General features: G+C 43.0%; 11 protein-coding genes. 5 read left to right on the top strand and 6 right to left on the bottom strand.

Annotation, left to right across the window (positions count from 1 at the left end):
* Nucleotides 1–8,388: Ig-like domain-containing protein (locus tag B9Y69_RS18970; protein ID WP_159451890.1), on the bottom strand; the 8,388-nt coding region annotated here is incomplete at its 3' end.
* 531 nt (nucleotides 8,389–8,919) lie between these two features.
* On the opposite strand from B9Y69_RS18970, the gene B9Y69_RS18965 reads away from it, so the two are divergent.
* Entirely contained in the window at nucleotides 8,920–9,321 is a 402-nt protein-coding gene (locus tag B9Y69_RS18965; protein WP_085474573.1) for a putative signal transducing protein, read from the top strand.
* Here B9Y69_RS18965 and radC read toward each other — a convergent pair.
* Complete coding sequence (gene radC, locus B9Y69_RS18960) at nucleotides 9,318–10,004, bottom strand: RadC family protein (RefSeq protein ID WP_085474572.1); 687 nt, start codon at nucleotides 10,002–10,004, stop codon at nucleotides 9,318–9,320. The genes B9Y69_RS18965 and radC overlap by 4 nt on opposite strands.
* Nucleotides 10,005–10,166: 162 nt before the next feature.
* Between radC and B9Y69_RS18955 the strand changes: the two genes are divergently transcribed.
* The 4 genes from B9Y69_RS18955 (at nucleotide 10,167) to asnA (ending at nucleotide 12,816) form a co-directional block, all read left to right on the top strand.
* Nucleotides 10,167–10,625 (top strand): peptidylprolyl isomerase, encoded by a 459-nt coding sequence (locus B9Y69_RS18955; RefSeq protein ID WP_085474571.1) that lies wholly within the window; start codon nucleotides 10,167–10,169, stop codon nucleotides 10,623–10,625.
* A gap of 73 nt (nucleotides 10,626–10,698) precedes the next feature.
* A complete protein-coding gene (locus tag B9Y69_RS18950) occupies nucleotides 10,699–11,103 on the top strand; it encodes a DUF5606 family protein (RefSeq protein ID WP_085474575.1) in 405 nt (134 codons plus the stop codon).
* Nucleotides 11,104–11,231: 128 nt separating this feature from the next.
* A complete protein-coding gene (locus tag B9Y69_RS18945; protein WP_085474570.1) occupies nucleotides 11,232–11,558 on the top strand; it encodes a HesB/IscA family protein in 327 nt (108 codons plus the stop codon).
* A gap of 253 nt (nucleotides 11,559–11,811) precedes the next feature.
* The gene (gene asnA, locus B9Y69_RS18940) at nucleotides 11,812–12,816 is read left to right on the top strand and encodes an aspartate--ammonia ligase (RefSeq protein ID WP_085474569.1); all 1,005 of its coding nucleotides are present in this window, start codon (nucleotides 11,812–11,814) and stop codon (nucleotides 12,814–12,816) included.
* A 34-nt stretch (nucleotides 12,817–12,850) separates the two neighbouring features.
* Here the strand turns inward: asnA and B9Y69_RS18935 are convergent, their stop codons facing one another.
* The 4 genes from B9Y69_RS18935 to B9Y69_RS18920 all read right to left on the bottom strand — a co-directional run bounded on the left by B9Y69_RS18935 (nucleotide 12,851) and on the right by B9Y69_RS18920 (nucleotide 16,453).
* A complete protein-coding gene (locus B9Y69_RS18935; protein WP_085474568.1) occupies nucleotides 12,851–13,054 on the bottom strand; it encodes a YwbE family protein in 204 nt (67 codons plus the stop codon).
* A gap of 57 nt (nucleotides 13,055–13,111) precedes the next feature.
* Nucleotides 13,112–14,431, bottom strand: a complete 1,320-nt coding sequence (rseP, locus tag B9Y69_RS18930) for an RIP metalloprotease RseP (protein ID WP_085474567.1) — start codon at nucleotides 14,429–14,431, stop codon at nucleotides 13,112–13,114.
* A 63-nt stretch (nucleotides 14,432–14,494) separates the two neighbouring features.
* Nucleotides 14,495–15,655, bottom strand: a complete 1,161-nt coding sequence (gene dxr, locus B9Y69_RS18925) for a 1-deoxy-D-xylulose-5-phosphate reductoisomerase (RefSeq protein WP_144036631.1) — start codon at nucleotides 15,653–15,655, stop codon at nucleotides 14,495–14,497.
* 6 nt (nucleotides 15,656–15,661) lie between these two features.
* Complete coding sequence (locus B9Y69_RS18920; RefSeq protein ID WP_085474565.1) at nucleotides 15,662–16,453, bottom strand: hypothetical protein; 792 nt, start codon at nucleotides 16,451–16,453, stop codon at nucleotides 15,662–15,664.
* Nucleotides 16,454–16,826: the final 373 nt, after the last annotated feature.

Here is a 16,826-nt window from a genome sequence, read left to right as displayed (position 1 = left end):
AGCAACGGTAGCATTAACCGTCAGCGTGATGCTCTGGTTCGGTGCAACGCTGTTCGCAACCGTCAGGTTGAACGCACCGTTCGAACCGATCGCGCCCACCGTGCCGTTGCTCGAGCTTACCGTGCCCATGGTCTGGCCGGCGCTCAGTACATCCTGTAGGTAAAGAACCGTGCTCGGCAAGATCGTAGAGGTACCCTTGTTCGTCAAGGTAACCGTATAGCCGAATCCCGTGCCCGCTGTCGCCGTAGCCGCATTGCCCGCTTTCTTAACGGCATCAGGATCGCCCCATCCGTAGTCTCGGTCCACTGGGATATCTGGCGTGGTAGCCGTGCCGTCTGCAGGTGGAAGCGTATTGATATTTGTTCCTGGATTATCCTGCCAGATCTGCACGGTATTCTTAATGGTATTCGGTGCGTCCGCGGCTACACCAACCTTAACGATAAAATTAAACGTAGCACCCACGGCAACCTCATTTGCCATCGTAAGACTAAACAAGCCGTTAGCACCAGGTACAACTGTACTACCATTGTATTCCACTTCCGTTAACGTCTGTCCAGCACTCAACAAGTCACGGAAATAAATAGATGTGCCTGTTAAGATCGTTGAAGGCCCTTTATTCTCGACTTGAACGGTATACGTATACGGTTTACCCGCTACGGCATGTTCATTATTATTTTGTCCATTTTTTTGAATGGCATCATTGTCAAAACCATATTCTCGCGTTACCGTCAATAACGCAGCAGCAGACTCCACTGTACATCCTTTATCAGAGGCTATTAAAACACGGTATTGACCATAAGGTCCTACCGCAGCTACATTGGCGGGAACATTTACACTATAGGTTGCAGCAGTAGCATTTGCGATATCAGTCCATGACGTACCATCTATAGAGGTTTGCCATTGATAAGTAACCACTTGTGTTTTATTCACTAACGTAACCGAGAAACTAGCCGTGGCCCCAGCATGTACCGTAACACTTTGCGGCTGATTCTCCACCCGTGGCAATTCATTAACCTGAACGTTGATCGGTTGTCTTGGACCAACGGCACATCCTTGTCTAATTGCCTGCACATAATACGTATGAATACCTACTGTTGTATTTGCTGGAACCGTGAAATTTAATTTATCTATAGACGATGCCAATGGATTACCCGCTTCGTCATACACGGCGTAACGTGTACATTCATCTTGTTCGGTAATCGTAATCTGTGCCCCTTGACATACCTCTACCGTTGCACCGGGTTGTGTACCCACAGTTACGGTAGGCATGATGCCGATGTCATACACATTCGTAAATTCACCCAGAACCCCCAATAGGTTTTCATAACTGATTTCCACGCGATCAAAAGGATCCGCTATTGGAGGAATCATAAGCGACACCATTTGACTACCATCTCCCATCGCTCCTAGAAGCTTTAAATCTAAGATACTACTTGTTTCATCGAGCGCAGCACCTACTTTCGCAGCGCCTAAGTACCGTTGAATGCGGTATCCCTTTAGTAACTGTAGGCTCAATACCTGATTACCCGGAACGCGTGTTACAATGCGTACCGAATCAGTTGCCATGCTACGAGACTTGAAGACTGCTGTCAAAAACGTTTGCTTTGCAACAGATACACCATTCCAGATTTCAGCAAAACTATCCGGATCATTATCCACAGCTTTCCATGCATCTTTCACAGTCGCCGTTGCACTTAAAACACCAAGGCCAATATCACGAACACCATGTAGTAAATCTTGAATATCAGGGTTGGTAACATTATCAATTGGAGCACAATCTACCGTTCCAGGAACGGTGTAATATGCGGCATATACTTTCGCATTTTGTGCCACACTAAGAAGAGCACCTTGTACGATGCGAATACCATCATAATCCTCAGGTTGCCCCGACACATTAGCCGGTACAAACGTATATTCAAACACATTATCAGCCGCCAATAGGTCAACCAATCCTCCCGCTACTGGCCTAAGCACACCGATATCGATTGGTGTTCCGAGTCCATTTCTTTTAGTTCCTACGATAGATAGGCCACCAGCCACAGCTAACCCCGAATACTCCTTCCCTAGTTTAATGGTTACCGGTGTTCCTTTTTGAACCACATCTGCAAATTGTAAATTTTGCCATGTTGTACCAATTCCCAAGACCCCTAACCCTGTCGTGATAGTCGAATGAGTCTTTACATTTCCATCAACAGCCAATCCTCCATTTGTAACCCCACCTGTAAGAAAGGAGTCCGAACTTTCCGTGTTTGCATATACACGTACAAGTTGCGGCGGACAGCTGTCTGCCGTATACACATTTATCAATACCGTAGCGGAACTTGTACAACCTGTACTTGTGTTCGTTGCAACCACCGTATACGCATAAACTCCTGGCGTTGCGAAGGTAGCTGTAGGGCCAGCAGCACCCGTGGTAGACGGATTCCCGAGATTATTGTACCACTGATACGTGACTCCCCCCTCAGCAACAACAGATGGCAAAGTGATCGGTGTATTTACAATTCCCGTAATCGAAGACACTCCACCTACAAATGTAATCTGCGGAGCAACATTCACGGTAACCGTAGCTCCGTCGGATGGATCACTTGCGCACCCCGTTAGAAGGTCCGTCACAGTAACGGTGTAAACGCCACCCTCTGTTGTTACATATGTCGCCTGGTTGGCGTTAGCAATTGCTGTCCCACCTTTATACCATTGATAAGTTCCAACGCTAGCACTAGCCGTCAAGGTTACCGGTGTTCCCGAACATACCGCACCTGCAGGCAAAGAACTTATTGTAGGTTTTGCCGGTCTAGCATTTATTATCACAGATACCGAAGCCGAAGCACCACTTTCACAACCTGTATTATTTACTGCTTTCACAGAATATAGACCTGCATCACCAAGGTTACCACTCAACGTCAAGGTATTGGTCGTTTCTGTTGTCAGTTCAGTAGTTCCCTTATACCATTTATAGGTAGTACCAGTTCCTACAGCAGTCAATGTAATACTGGTACCTTCACAAACCGCAGCCGGCGTATTAATAGTCGGTACAGTTGGTGCTTCAATAATCTGAACAGTCACCGTTTTTGCAGGAGCCTGGAAACAAGCGCCTTCACCTTCAATTGAAACATAATAGGTGGTTGTACTGGTGATAGTCGGCATATAGCTTGCTCCCGTGTGTACAACCTGTCCCGTAGGGCTATTCAATCGCCAAATAAAGTCAGCACCCGGAGGCAATAGGGTAATGCCACCAGCGCTTGCAAAGGAAGCCGTCAGTTGCACAGGCAATCCTGCACACCAGTCAAGATTATTTGTAAGGGTAATGTTTGCAGCCGTCAGTGTTACACAAGTAGTTGGTAAACTTTCTACCGCCGATACGGTATCATCCCCCCCATTAATATCCTTAAATGTTGCTGTCGCCGTGTTCACCAAAGGCTCATCATTATCTGGAATCGTCAATACTTCCACTTTAAATGTTAACTCCACCTGATGTGTCTCGCCAACCTTTAGGAGTGGAATATTATGAGTCACGGTCCCTCCATTGGTGACCACCCCATCTATTTCAATGAGTTTAACATGCGCACTAAGCGGATCGGTCAACACCACATTTGTCAGGTCTTTATTGCCGTTATTAACCACGGTCAATGTATAGGTAATAGTATTCCCAATTGCAGCTGTTTTTACACCAGACTGATTAAGCCCCGATTTAGTAAACTGCACGCTATGAACGGCCTGAACCGGGATAACCGTTCCCGTTCCACCACCTGTATTTGGTTGTGTTGGATCGTTGACAAGCGGAGGATAGCTTTCTACTGGTGTATTGATTTCCGTGCTCTGCGCTGTTGCCACATTTCGAATCTGCGTGATTCCAGTCAAATCAGAGGCAACCTTTACTTTAAAAGTGTAACCTTGTGAAGTTGCTCCTACAGCTAATGTTGGAATCGTCACATTGGTGCTTCCCGAAATCAAGGTAACACCAGGAGGTAATGGATCCGTTATTACGATATTTGTCAAATCCTTATTTCCGGTATTACGAACATACACGGTATACTCAACTTCTTCGCCCCCTCGAACAGTTGTTTTCTGCGGATCATTACTGATCACAAATGCCTTCCAGATAACCATATTATGCTTATCGGTCACTGGCACGACGGTAGGTTCCCCAGGTTGCGAACCTGGAGCAGGCCCCGTTGCAGGAGCTGCGGGATCCGCTGGAGCTGTAGAAACAGGGGTGCCACCAGCATTAACCGATGCCACATTCGCAATCTGCGTCAATCCTGTAAGATTATTTTTAACCGTTACGGTGAAAGTGACTTGTTTCGTTTCCCCGACGAGAATATCAAGTCCACTGAACGTAACCGTTCCTCCAGCCAAAGCACCACCACTTTTATGGGTGGTTCCCGTAGGAAGTACATCAGAGACCACCACTCCCGTCAAGTTCTGGTTCCCTGTATTTTTAATATATATAGTATAAGTAATATCTTCGCCTCCCGAAACACTGGTTACTCCCGCTCCACTAAGTGTTGCAGCAGCAGCTTTCCATGTCGATATGGTTGGTACTGCGAGAACAGGAATAGTTGTTCCAGTTCCTCCAGAATTATCAGGATTGTTTGGATCCGTTGGTGAAGGTGGCAATGTTGACGTTCCGGGATCCGCGACATCCTTCTTCACTAAAGCAACATTGTATATGGATGGAACTCCTGTTAACTCCGTGTTTACTTTCACCCTGAAACTCACGGTTGCCGTCCCCCCAACAGGTACATTTACATTTGCGAAAGTTAACACACCACCTGCAACAGTTCCTCCGTTACCAGCTGAGACAAAAGTCGTGTGCGCCGGTATGGCATCTGTAATGGTTAAATCATTTAATGCTAATAATCCTGTATTACGTACATGTATTGTATAGTCAATATCTTCGCCGCCTTTCACGGTCTTAAGTGCTACATCGTTGTTCACCAAAAAGGATTTCCATGCCACAAAGGAAGGGACAGCCTTAGCAAAACAACGCGTCACACCATACAAATGAACCGGTGGAAATACAGATCCTTGTACAAGTGTCTTAACGCCTACCGAAATCCGATCATAAACTACACCCGGAGCAAATGGCACTTCCACCATCTGGTTTGTACTCAATAACTGCAGGATGTTAATACCATTTATGATACCATTTTGCCAATTCAACTGAGCAACCTCGACATTACCTCGGTAAGCTTTGATTTCCAAACCTCCAAGAAGATCAATGTCTACAGCGCCACCACTTGTTTTAAATTTGATATTTACCACATCATCACTGGTCGACAATGAGTTAAAGAAAATCCATTGTTTCGTCGAAGCACCAACGGCTAAAGTACCATTACTGATCTCTGCATAATCCGTTGTATTCACCTCATTGATGGCGTAATGCGGATTAGCTACACCAGCGCCCCCAAGATCGTTTACCCCCAAACTTATTCCCGAATGTTCATACGAAGTCGCAAAAGGAGATAAACATGGGTCTGTGCTGGATTCATGACACATACCATATACGTTCATCGTATTCGGTTGTGCTAAAAGTCCCAACGCGCTATTGGTCTTATCTGTGATTCGCACCGCATTGTACGCTTGAGCTGGCGTGACTGCGATATAATAGCGACCAAGTTTATCCTGTACGACCCGAATAATGGCATTGCCACCAGCACTAGCTTGTGCACTCGAGCCGTTTGCCAGGGAAGTACTTGATACAACGGCTCCTTGACCGTTGTACGTGTTCATCTTCACATCAACTTCGAAAAAATGATTCCCTAGCACCAGATTATTCAAAACGCCACTCACCACATTCCCGAGGCTACCACTTACCAGCGCTTTTAATACACCAGGGTCAAAATCAACACGGATATATGAAGTTGTTCCGGCCGCAACCGTCGCACCATACCCTAATTCAACATACCCTTCATACTTATTCCCCAGGCCTAATAGTGTGCCAGCACCAGACTTCAGTGTGGCATAGCTATCGAAATCTGCATCAAAGAGATTACTGACCCCATCAGCATTCGTGGCACTAACCAATTTATCGGCACATATAGGTGTTACAAAAGGACTTTCCCCAATTGTTTCCGGACAGTCAATACCAAAGCGTTTGACGCTATAAACCCGGAGCGGCTCTGTCGCGACATTCACAGAGGCCAAGGATTCAGCGCCAATATCTACCCGATCAAAAGTACCGGTTGGCGTAAATTGAAGATCCACGAGCCCCCCAGATTTAAACAAAGTAAGGAGATCAATATTATTCAATAAACCCTGTTGCAGAACATAGTCTGGTCCCACCTGTGTTTGACCATTATAGAAGCGAATCTTGTACCGACCTAATACATCCAAACTCAAAAGAGAGGACGGTTCAACTGCAAGGCGAATTTTCACATAATCATTAGGTTTCGAACCTTGGTTAAAATATATAGTCTGGAATACATTAGCAGCAACTCCCGCAATACCTAAATTTATAGTCGAATAATCTGACGAGTTATCACTAATCGCCCGGTAACTATCCACAACGCCCACCTGTGAAATATTTCCAACACTAATTCCTAAACCTCCCCCTTTATACGATGTAAAGTTGGCTGGAAAGCAACTATCCTCACCCAATTCAAAACAAGCATTATACACGTCCAAAGACGCCTTCTTACCGGTTGGCAATAAGGCGACCACATGATTACTGATACGCACACGGTTATAGCTCTTATTCGGCGTAATCGCAATATAATAACGTCCCACTTTATCTTGAACTAATGTTACGACCCCATCAGCCGTACCCGCAAAAGCATTAGAGCTCAACTCCTTTAACACGGAAGTCGTCCCATTTTTGGCTTCCACCTCAAAATATTGATTACCCAACAGGAGATTGTTCGCCAAATCGGCAGCCAGCTTACCAAGGCTTCCGCCCAGCAACCGATCTAACACATCTTTATCGTAATTGATCCGAACATAGGTTGTTTGATTAGCTAACAGTGTACGCCCCAAATCCATCTCAACAAAGCCGGTTGTGGCTCCACCGACAAGCAAACTGCCCGCATCCGCATGGAGGGTAGCAAAGGTTTCATTATTACTATCCACGGCCTGTTGCGCAAAATCGACATTCTCAAAATCAACCAACGAGCTTGCACATGAAGGTGCATCAAATGGACTTTCTGTAGGGCTTGGTGGCGCACCGATCAGCGGATTAACACATCCTGCCGCTCCACTATAACGCTGCACATCGAAAATTCGAACACCACTTCCCAAAACACTGAGGCCGGCCGACGAGTTCAACCGAACCTCCACACGATCAAAGGCTTTCCCTGGTCCAAAAGTAAGGGTAGCTGCACCACCGGATCCCAAAAGAGCCAACACGCTGGTATTATTCAATAAGCTACTTTGCAACGATCGTTTATATACTTGTGTCGTTCCATCCCAAAATACAACTTCAATTCCGCCCAACAGATCGGTATTAACAACACCCCCAGAACCAAGTGCTAGTTTAACATTAACACTATGTCCTGCCGGCGATTTTGATGGAAAGTAAAAAAACTGTGAGAACGATTTCCCAACATTGATCGATGCTGCTGACGAAGATTTCAATAACGAATACGTTAACTCATCCCCATCAATCGCTCGCTCAAGATGTTGGTCCTGCAAATCTAGAAGGGATAAAGATAGGCCCGCTCCGCCATCAAAAGAAGTATAACTTGGTCTTCCACAATACCCACCATCATTCTGAAAAGAAACAGCAGAAAATACCTCTAATGTAAATTCCGTACCAGCGCCTACGGCCGATGTTGATCTGTTGGTGATACGCACGCGATCATAACTTGATGCCGGTTTTATGGCGATAAAACTATTTCCATTATTATCGCGTACAAGACGGACCCGATCCGTATTAAAACCATCCGTACTCTTTCGCGACAAAACCGAACCCGAACTTGTTCGTGCGTCAATTTCAATTTCTTGTTTACCAAAAAGGAGCCCCCCAGCAACAGTGCCTAAGGCATTACCCAAAGATCCCCCCAACAGTACGTTAAGTAAACCTGGATCGGTCGTACCTATTCGCACATACGTCCACTGGTTAGCGGGAATTGAATTAGGGAACTGTAATTCGATTTCACCGATATACGAAGCCAAGCCTACAGCAATACCAGGCGAAGCCAATAGCTTAGCGCTTGTATTGTCATCCAACGTGGCATTCTCAGGCGTCTCTACTGTGGCGACAAAACAAGGTCCAAAACACCCCAGCAAAGAAGTCATCTTTTCATTACCACTCTTATGGCTTACATTATTCGCGACAACCTTAGTTTGCCCTATACCGACAATCGGTACCGATGCTAAAAAAAACACAAGCAAAAAAAGTAAATGCCAAATAGAATTCGACGAGACTTTCAAATCGGTCTGAAATTTCATAAGTAAGCTCCTTTCTTTTAACATCTGGTAGTATGGGTCCTACCATTTGTTAAGTTATAATTTCTTTTCATAGGCTATAGTTAAATTGCTTTAAAAAAATGTTGCGAAACATTATGTTTTAAAAACAAATTAACCACGAAATAAAATTACAAACTTATTGCGAAATAACAAGTTTTTAAAAAAATTTATTAAAAACCTAAAAATCAATATGTTTGCAAAAACCTATTAGCAATATTTTTAACCAACAAATAACACCAAAGTAAATAATATCATTTAATTAATAATATTAACGATTAACAACAATAAAGTAGTGAAATCAAAAAAACACAAATTAAACCCCTAACACTATATATTAAAGAAATTATTATTCACAAAAACTTAATTAAAACGCAATAAAAATTCAATAACTAAGGAATCACCCTTATGATCATACATTATTCTGATATATAACAGAACATTCTTCGAAAAAATTTCTTAAAAAAAGGTATATTGGTCGTATTATTAAAGAGCCAGTGCCCTCGAACCAGTATTATGGAAATATTAAAAACATTCGACAACCCTATTGACGCACATTTACTAAAAAGTAAATTAGAAAGTGAGGATATTGCATGCTACATACTCGACGAAAATATTGTCGGGTTGAACCCACTGTTAAATATTGCTGTTGGGGGCATAAAACTCATGGTCGCAGCCGCAGATTTAGACCGCGCACGTCTCGTCCTACAGGAAATAGATAACACCCCTTTATTAACAGACCAAGATGTGGCGATACGATGCCCCGAATGTGGGTCAACCAATATCTTTAATAACATTAAAAACAATGAAGGAACACGGGGAATACTAGCGACGGTACTATCTTTTATAACGATGACCTACCCGATCTACACCAAGAAAAGTTATTTATGTCGAGATTGTGATAAGGTATTCAATTAAAGCAGACCTTCATCTCGAAAGCTAAAATAAGTAGTATCCGTAAAGATAATATGATCATTTACCTTGATATCCAACATATCTGCTGCACGTACCACCTTTGCCGTCAACAATTTGTCAGGCGGACTGGCCTTCAACGTCCCGGAGGGATGGTTATGCATCAAAATAATCGCGTGGGCTTTGCAGGTTAATGCATACCGTAAGATGACACGTACATCCACCGGTGTAAAATCATGCCCTCCTCGACCAATTAGATGTTTATCCAGCACCTTACAACCCGGACTCAAATAAAGCACCCAAAACTCCTCATGCGATAAATCCTGCAGGTATGACCTGAAGTAATCATAGACCTTTTTACTGCTGTTCAAAACCGGCTGCTCCGCCTGCACCTCTTCTTTCCGTCGGCGCCCCAACTCTAATGCAGCAACAATAGCAATCGCCTTTGCTTCGCCGATACCTTTGTAGTGTTGCAATTCGGCAATTTCTAACTTGGAAAGTCTTCCCAAGTCGTTATTTGCATCGGCCAACACGCGCCGGCACAATTCCACAGCGGTCTCTCCACGGGACCCCGAACCTACTAAAATAGCCAACAACTCTGCATTTGTCAATGCGCGACGTCCCTGATCGATCATCTTCTCCCGTGGGCGATCTGCTTCAGCCCATTCCCTAATAACTAACTTATCCATATCCTTCCCACTTTTATCTCGGTATCCACAAAATACATAAAACGACACAAACCACAAAAGCAACAGCTTATAAATTAATTATTTAACAATTCTTCAGCTTTACAAAACCGACTTTTCGATTATAAACTTTATCTTTGCCGTTTAATACAAAAATTGAATACGATGAGCAAAGCAATTATCAAAACAGAAAAGGGCGACATGACTGTTCAGTTCTACACAGAGGACGCTCCAAATACCGTTGCTAACTTTATAAAACTAGCTAAATCCGGATACTATGATGGATTAACTTTCCACCGTGTTATCCCTGATTTTGTGATCCAAGGAGGATGCCCGAACACGCGTGAAGGAGCAACAGGCATGCCTGGAACAGGTGGCCCAGGTTACAAAATTGATTGTGAATTAACAGGCGAAAACCAATACCACGATCGCGGTGTTCTTTCTATGGCACATGCTGGTCGCAATACTGGAGGTTCTCAGTTTTTCGTGTGCCACAGTCGTAACAACACGGCACACTTGGACAGAAACCACACTTGCTTCGGTAAGGTAGTAGAAAATGTAGATCTTGTTGATGATATCCGCCAAGGCGACCGTATCTTAACAATCGAAGTTATCGAAGACTAGTTCATTCTAGAAAGCAATTACAACTAAATTCGTGGCGTATTCCATGCGCCACTATTATAATAAAAAGACACTCATGAACTTAAGAGCCTTAGTATCCGTAACTGGCAAACCAGGACTATTTAAATTGATCGGTCAGAATAAAGGTGGTTTTATCTTAGAATCATTAGACGATAAAAAAATAAAAAGCGTTGTCAACCTATCGACAACGAAAATGGCAACTTTAGAAGACATCACCATTTATGGTGAAGAGGAAGAAATCCGTCTTTTAGATGTATTAAACAATATCAAAGAAAATGGTGGAACAATTCCAGACGTTAAAGCCGATGGTAATAGCTTACGTACGTTCTTCCGCGAAGTTGCTCCTGGTCATGACGAATCACGTGTATACTCTTCAGATATCAAGAAGATTATCTCTTGGTATGCTATTATCAAAGATTTACCTCTTTTCAACGAAGAAGCTCCAGAGCCAATTCAATAAAAAACATAAAAAAAGAGAGCGGGCATACAAGTATGCCCGCTCTCTTTTTTGACATTTCCCCTACCTATCCGCATTGCATTTCATAAAAAGAATCCCGTTCTTTGTGTAATAAATTGAAGGCAAGTATTATGGTTACTATTACAGATAAAGCAAAAGAACGCATCGATCAGATCATGCGCGAAGAGAACTATGATCAAAACTATTTCGTACGTGTAGCCGTAGAAAGCGGAGGTTGTTCTGGTTTGTCTTACAAGCTAGATTTCGATAACGAAGAAAAAAAAGGAGATCAGTTCTGTGAAGATAAAGGTGTAAAAATCTGTTTGGACATCAAATCATATCTTTACCTCGCAGGTACAGAGCTGGATTATTCAGATGGATTAACAGGAAAAGGGTTTGAATTCCATAACCCTAACGCCAGCAGAACATGCGCATGTGGCGAAAGTTTCTCTGTATAAGACCTCTATGACAATATTTGTAAAAGAGCCTTTTCCAAAGGCTCTTTTTTGTTGATTCTTCGCAAAAAACATCTTTCTCCTCCCCGATTTCTTCTTTATTTTACACAGGCAATCGTTTGTTTATTTTTTCACGAATTTTTACACAAAAAAGTTGTTTGATTAATAAAATGATTACTTTTGTTTATAAATTTTAAGAAAATATCAACAACACCCACAAATCTGGATTATGATATTTTGAGGGTATAAATATTTTATGGGACGTAACTTACTAAAAACTGAACAAGCGATCACGTTTGTTAAGGAGACTTTTTCACGCAAATTAATTGAGGCTTTAAACCTTATTCCTGTTTCTTCACCTTTGGTTGTTTTAGATGGCACTGGCATCAATGACGACCTCAATGGCATCGAACGCCCGGTGAGCTTTCCGATAAAATCGCTTAATGAACAACGGGCTGTGGTGGTGCATTCATTGGCGAAGTGGAAGAGAGTGCGGTTAAAGGAATTAGAAATTGAAGTAGACGAAGGAATTTTGACAGATATGCGCGCACTGCGCCCGGATGAGGATTATACACCCATCCACTCCATCTATGTCGATCAATGGGATTGGGAGAAGCATATCACCGCGCAGGATCGCACCTTCGATTACCTAAAGGATACCGTTCTCAAAATCTACACGGCACTTTACGAAACCGAACAAGAGGTGGCTCAGCGCTACCCCGCAAAAGAAGCAATATTACCCAAAGAGATTCTTTTTATCTCTTCGGAGCAACTGCTAAATCGTTATCCGGATTTCACACCAAAACAACGTGAGAATGCCATTGCTAAAGAATACGGAGCTGTCTTTATATACGGCATAGGTGGCGAATTGAGCCACGGCGCACCACATGATGGACGAGCGGCAGATTATGACGACTGGAGTACCGATAATAGTGAAGGTTATAAAGGATTAAATGGTGATATCTTGGTATGGAACCCCATCCTCGACACGGCTTTTGAGTTATCCTCCATGGGTATACGCGTAGACAAAAAAGCGCTTTTGCAGCAATTGGAAATACGCCAAAGTCTTGACCGCACAAAGCTATCCTTTCATTCCATGTTAATCAATGAGGAGCTACCGCAATCTATCGGTGGCGGCATTGGACAATCCAGGGTATGTATGTTTATGCTGAAAAAAGCACATATTGGCGAAGTTCAAGTGAGCATTTGGGATGATGGTCAGCGAAGCAGCTTAGCACAAAAAGATATTAACTTACTATAAATAAAAAGGGGCGAAAAATTCGCCCCTTTTTATATTAATCTTCTTCTATAATTTCTTGTACCCGACCAATTTGTCCATCTGTAAGGCGTACCTTAATACCACGATGGTGAACTGGAGCCGAGGTCAATAAATCTTTCACAATGCCCTCCGTTAATGTCCCACTACGTTGGTCTTTTTTCAATACTATATTGACCAACATTCCTGGTTTTATATTCGCACGTGTCTTTCCGTCTTTCATTCTTTTGTTTTTTTAAGCACTAAATACGATCCCTTATCGATAAAATCTAGTGAAATATTACCACTTAATAATATCGTTTCCTAGGGTGAACAGCATTAAAGCGATTAAGATAAAGAAGCCGACCATTTGTGCCTTTTCGAGGAAGTTATCGCTCAACGGCTTTCCTTGTATCATCTCTACCAGAAGGAAAATCACATGTCCACCGTCCAACGCTGGGATAGGCAGTAAATTCATAAAAGCTAAAGCCATAGAAAGCATTCCCACCAAGTTCCAAAACTTGAACCAGTCTACTTTCTCGCCAAACATCTTCGCAATACCAACAGGTCCAGAAAGTGCTTTATCCGCACGAACTTCGCCTTTAAAAATCTTGCTAAAGCCTTTGATATTATCGGTCACCACGGAGAATGCTTTTTTCGCACCAATCGGTAATGATTCCATCAAACCAAATTCATTGGCGGTAACCGGAAGCTCTTCCTGTGCCATGGTAAAACCTAAGGTCGCAGTAGAATCAATTGTTCCTGTTAATGTCGTTTCCTGGCCTTGACGCAACACCACAAGGTTTACGCTCTTATTCTTACCCCGTTCCATGGCATCTTTAAACTCATCAAAAAACACAATCGGCTGCCCATTAACACGCAAAATACGGTCTCCAGCTTTAAGTTGCATCCGCTCTGCTTCCGAATCCTTGACCACGTCAGCTACACTATCAATCTTTGTACGAGGTTGTACAAATTCATTCCTTTTGTGCTCTGCTACCTCATTCAAGATTGTCGGAGGAACGGTAATCTGTTTCTGTTGCCCTTGTCGCTCTACCGTCAATACCGCATCCCCCATAAGTACATCTGTACTTAAAACGTCACGCAAAAAGTGAACCGCGGGCTTACCATTAACGGCAAGGATCTTATCCCCTGCTTCAATACCGATGTTCTTACCGATAATACCCGGTACAACACCATATTTTAATTTACTGTTATCGATATCAGACTCACCATATTTAAAAGTCAACATCCAGAAAACAACAATACCAACCAATACGTTCACGATAATACCTCCCAGCATGACGATCAAGCGCTGCCAAGCTGGTTTCGAACGGAATTCCCACGGTTTTGGTTCTTCTTTCAGTTGCTCCGTATCCATCGACTCATCAATCATCCCGGCAATCTTCACATAGCCCCCCAATGGCAACCATCCAATACCATACTCGCAGCCCCGGTAGTTAAACTTAAAGAGTTTCACTCCCCAAGCATCAAAGAAAAGATAGAATTTCTCCACCTTGATTCCGAATGCTCTAGCCGCAAGAAAATGTCCTAATTCATGCAGGATAATCAAAATTGACAAGCCTAAAACAACTTGTCCTATCATTACTAATGTTCCCATTAAAATCTATAAATCAATCGTAAAAATTTACAAAACAAGAAAACGACACCGTTTTCTGCCTAATTATATCTTATCTATTAAATCTCGTGCCACAAGTCTGGTTTGCTGATCAATGGCAATATAGTCATTTAAAGTTGGTTGTTTTACCATCTTTTGCTGACACAATGTCGCTTCAATCAGATCGCTCATCCCCAAGAATGAGATTTGATCATTCAGAAAGGCTTCTACGGCAATCTCATTAGCTGCATTAAGCACGCAAGCACGATCACCTCCAGCACGAAGGACACTGTAGGCAAGTTCCAGATTGCGAAAAGTTTCCTGATCAGCTGGCTCAAAAGTCAACGTAGGATATTTTAAGAAATCAAACCGCTCAAAGGAATTCTGCATTCGCAAAGGATACGTCAATGCATTCTGGATCGGAAGCTTCATATCAGGCACACCCATTTGTGCTTTCATAGAACCGTCTTGAAACTGTACAATGGAGTGCACAATAGACTGCGGATGTACGATAACATCAATCTGATCGACCTCCAGATCAAACAACCACTTTGCTTCAATCACCTCTAAACCTTTATTCATTAAAGATGCCGAATCGATCGTAATCTTTGCCCCCATCACCCAATTCGGGTGCAACAAAGCCTGCGCTTTGGTGACCTCCATTAAGTCAAGACGTCCTTTCCCCCGGAAAGGACCTCCTGAAGCAGTCAGGTATATTTTTTCTATTGGATTCTGTTCCTCCCCAACCAAGCATTGGAAAATAGCGGAATGTTCGGAATCTACAGGAAGCATCTTCACCTGATGCTTTTCAGCCAAGCCCATCACCAACTCTCCAGCAACCACTAAGGTTTCCTTATTGGCCAACGCAATATCTTTCCCATGCTCAATCGCAACAACGGTAGGCTTTAGACCTGCCGCCCCAACAATAGCATTCAGTAACACATCGATCTCCGGATCGGTAACCACCTCGACCAAAGCATCCACGCCGGATAAGACACGTATGTTTGTCCCCGCTAATGCCTCTTTTAATGTCTTGTAAGCTGATTCATCGGTAATAACAACCGCTTTAGGTCTAAACTCAAGCGCTTGTTCAATCAACAATGCTACATTTCGTGCCCCTGTCAACACCGATACCTCGAGTAGTTCTGGGAATGCCCGCACCACATCCAACGCCTGCGTCCCAATACTACCAGTTGCCCCTAGAATGGCAATATTTCTTTTATTCAAAATGGTCTAAATTATATTTTTCAGAAACTCTGGATCACCCTCACCTTTATATTCGCTCATCATATCGCTATACACGATAGACAGGACCAAACTCACCGACGGAATCACGATAAAAGAGTTGATGATACTAAATGCTCGTGCAAGTAGGTTGTACTCTAAATATTCCGATCCCAATTGCAGTAAGAATGTCGAAGATACCAACAGCAAAACCAAGACCAGCCGGAACACATTTCCGCGCGTCACCGCCAAACTAAAGCGATAGGATTTAAAAACACTAAAGTTCTTGTCCAAAATAAAGAAAGGAAAGAACATAGTGCGCAGAATAATATAAACTGAAATAATCCCGGTAATTACAGGATGGATCTCAAACATTACACGATCCATCGATATCCCCATATAAAGCAAGGGAAAACAAAGGACATAAACCAGACAAGCAACAATAACCGAGATAAGAATAGCCGTTAACAAACCGACAATAAAAGACACGAATTGCTTGGTGGTTGGTATATACCCCATAAAACCTAGTTTCTTTTTGTAAGATACCAAATTGAGGGCACGCTTGATCAACATTAATTGCAAACTAAAAAAAAGAGTCAAGAAGACAAACAACAGCAATACTTTAACCCCAGAAGCGGCACTCTCCTTAAGGTACATCGCCAAAAAGGATGAAAGGTTGTTGGTAACAAACAGTAGAAAGCAAAGCCCTGCAATCGAGATATAATGTTTACGCAGGATTGACATTGCCCGCAAAAACACTTCGTTCGCTCTAAAAGTACTTTCTTTAAGATAGTTTAACATGCTCATAATATTACTGCAAATATCGCATTATTTTAGTAAGCATCAATTGAAATCAAGGGATTTGCGATATTTTTTGCTGTTTTCTGTACGTGGCATATAAACGACTGTGGTTGTTCGTAGTTAGGTCGATGAACTACCCCTTCGACGATCCTGCGACAGTCCTGTCTGTCGAAACATCTATAAGCCATACGTAGGGACTCCCCTTGCGGTCGCCCACCTTTAGTACGCTATTATTTGGCCCTTAGCGTCATAGCTAGCTCATATGGGCAAAGAATTAATTTACCGAGATAGTTTATGGATCTCTCCAAAGTCGAGATGACGTGGTATGCGAATAGCCACGTTGGGCTTATCAGCTTTGTGACACTTATCATTC

It is taken from the genome of Sphingobacterium psychroaquaticum (genome assembly GCF_900177625.1).
Classification (GTDB): Bacteria; Bacteroidota; Bacteroidia; order Sphingobacteriales; family Sphingobacteriaceae; genus Sphingobacterium; species Sphingobacterium psychroaquaticum.
The sequence above is the reverse complement of the archived record's forward strand: the minus strand, read 5'-3'. Positions and strand labels throughout refer to the sequence as shown.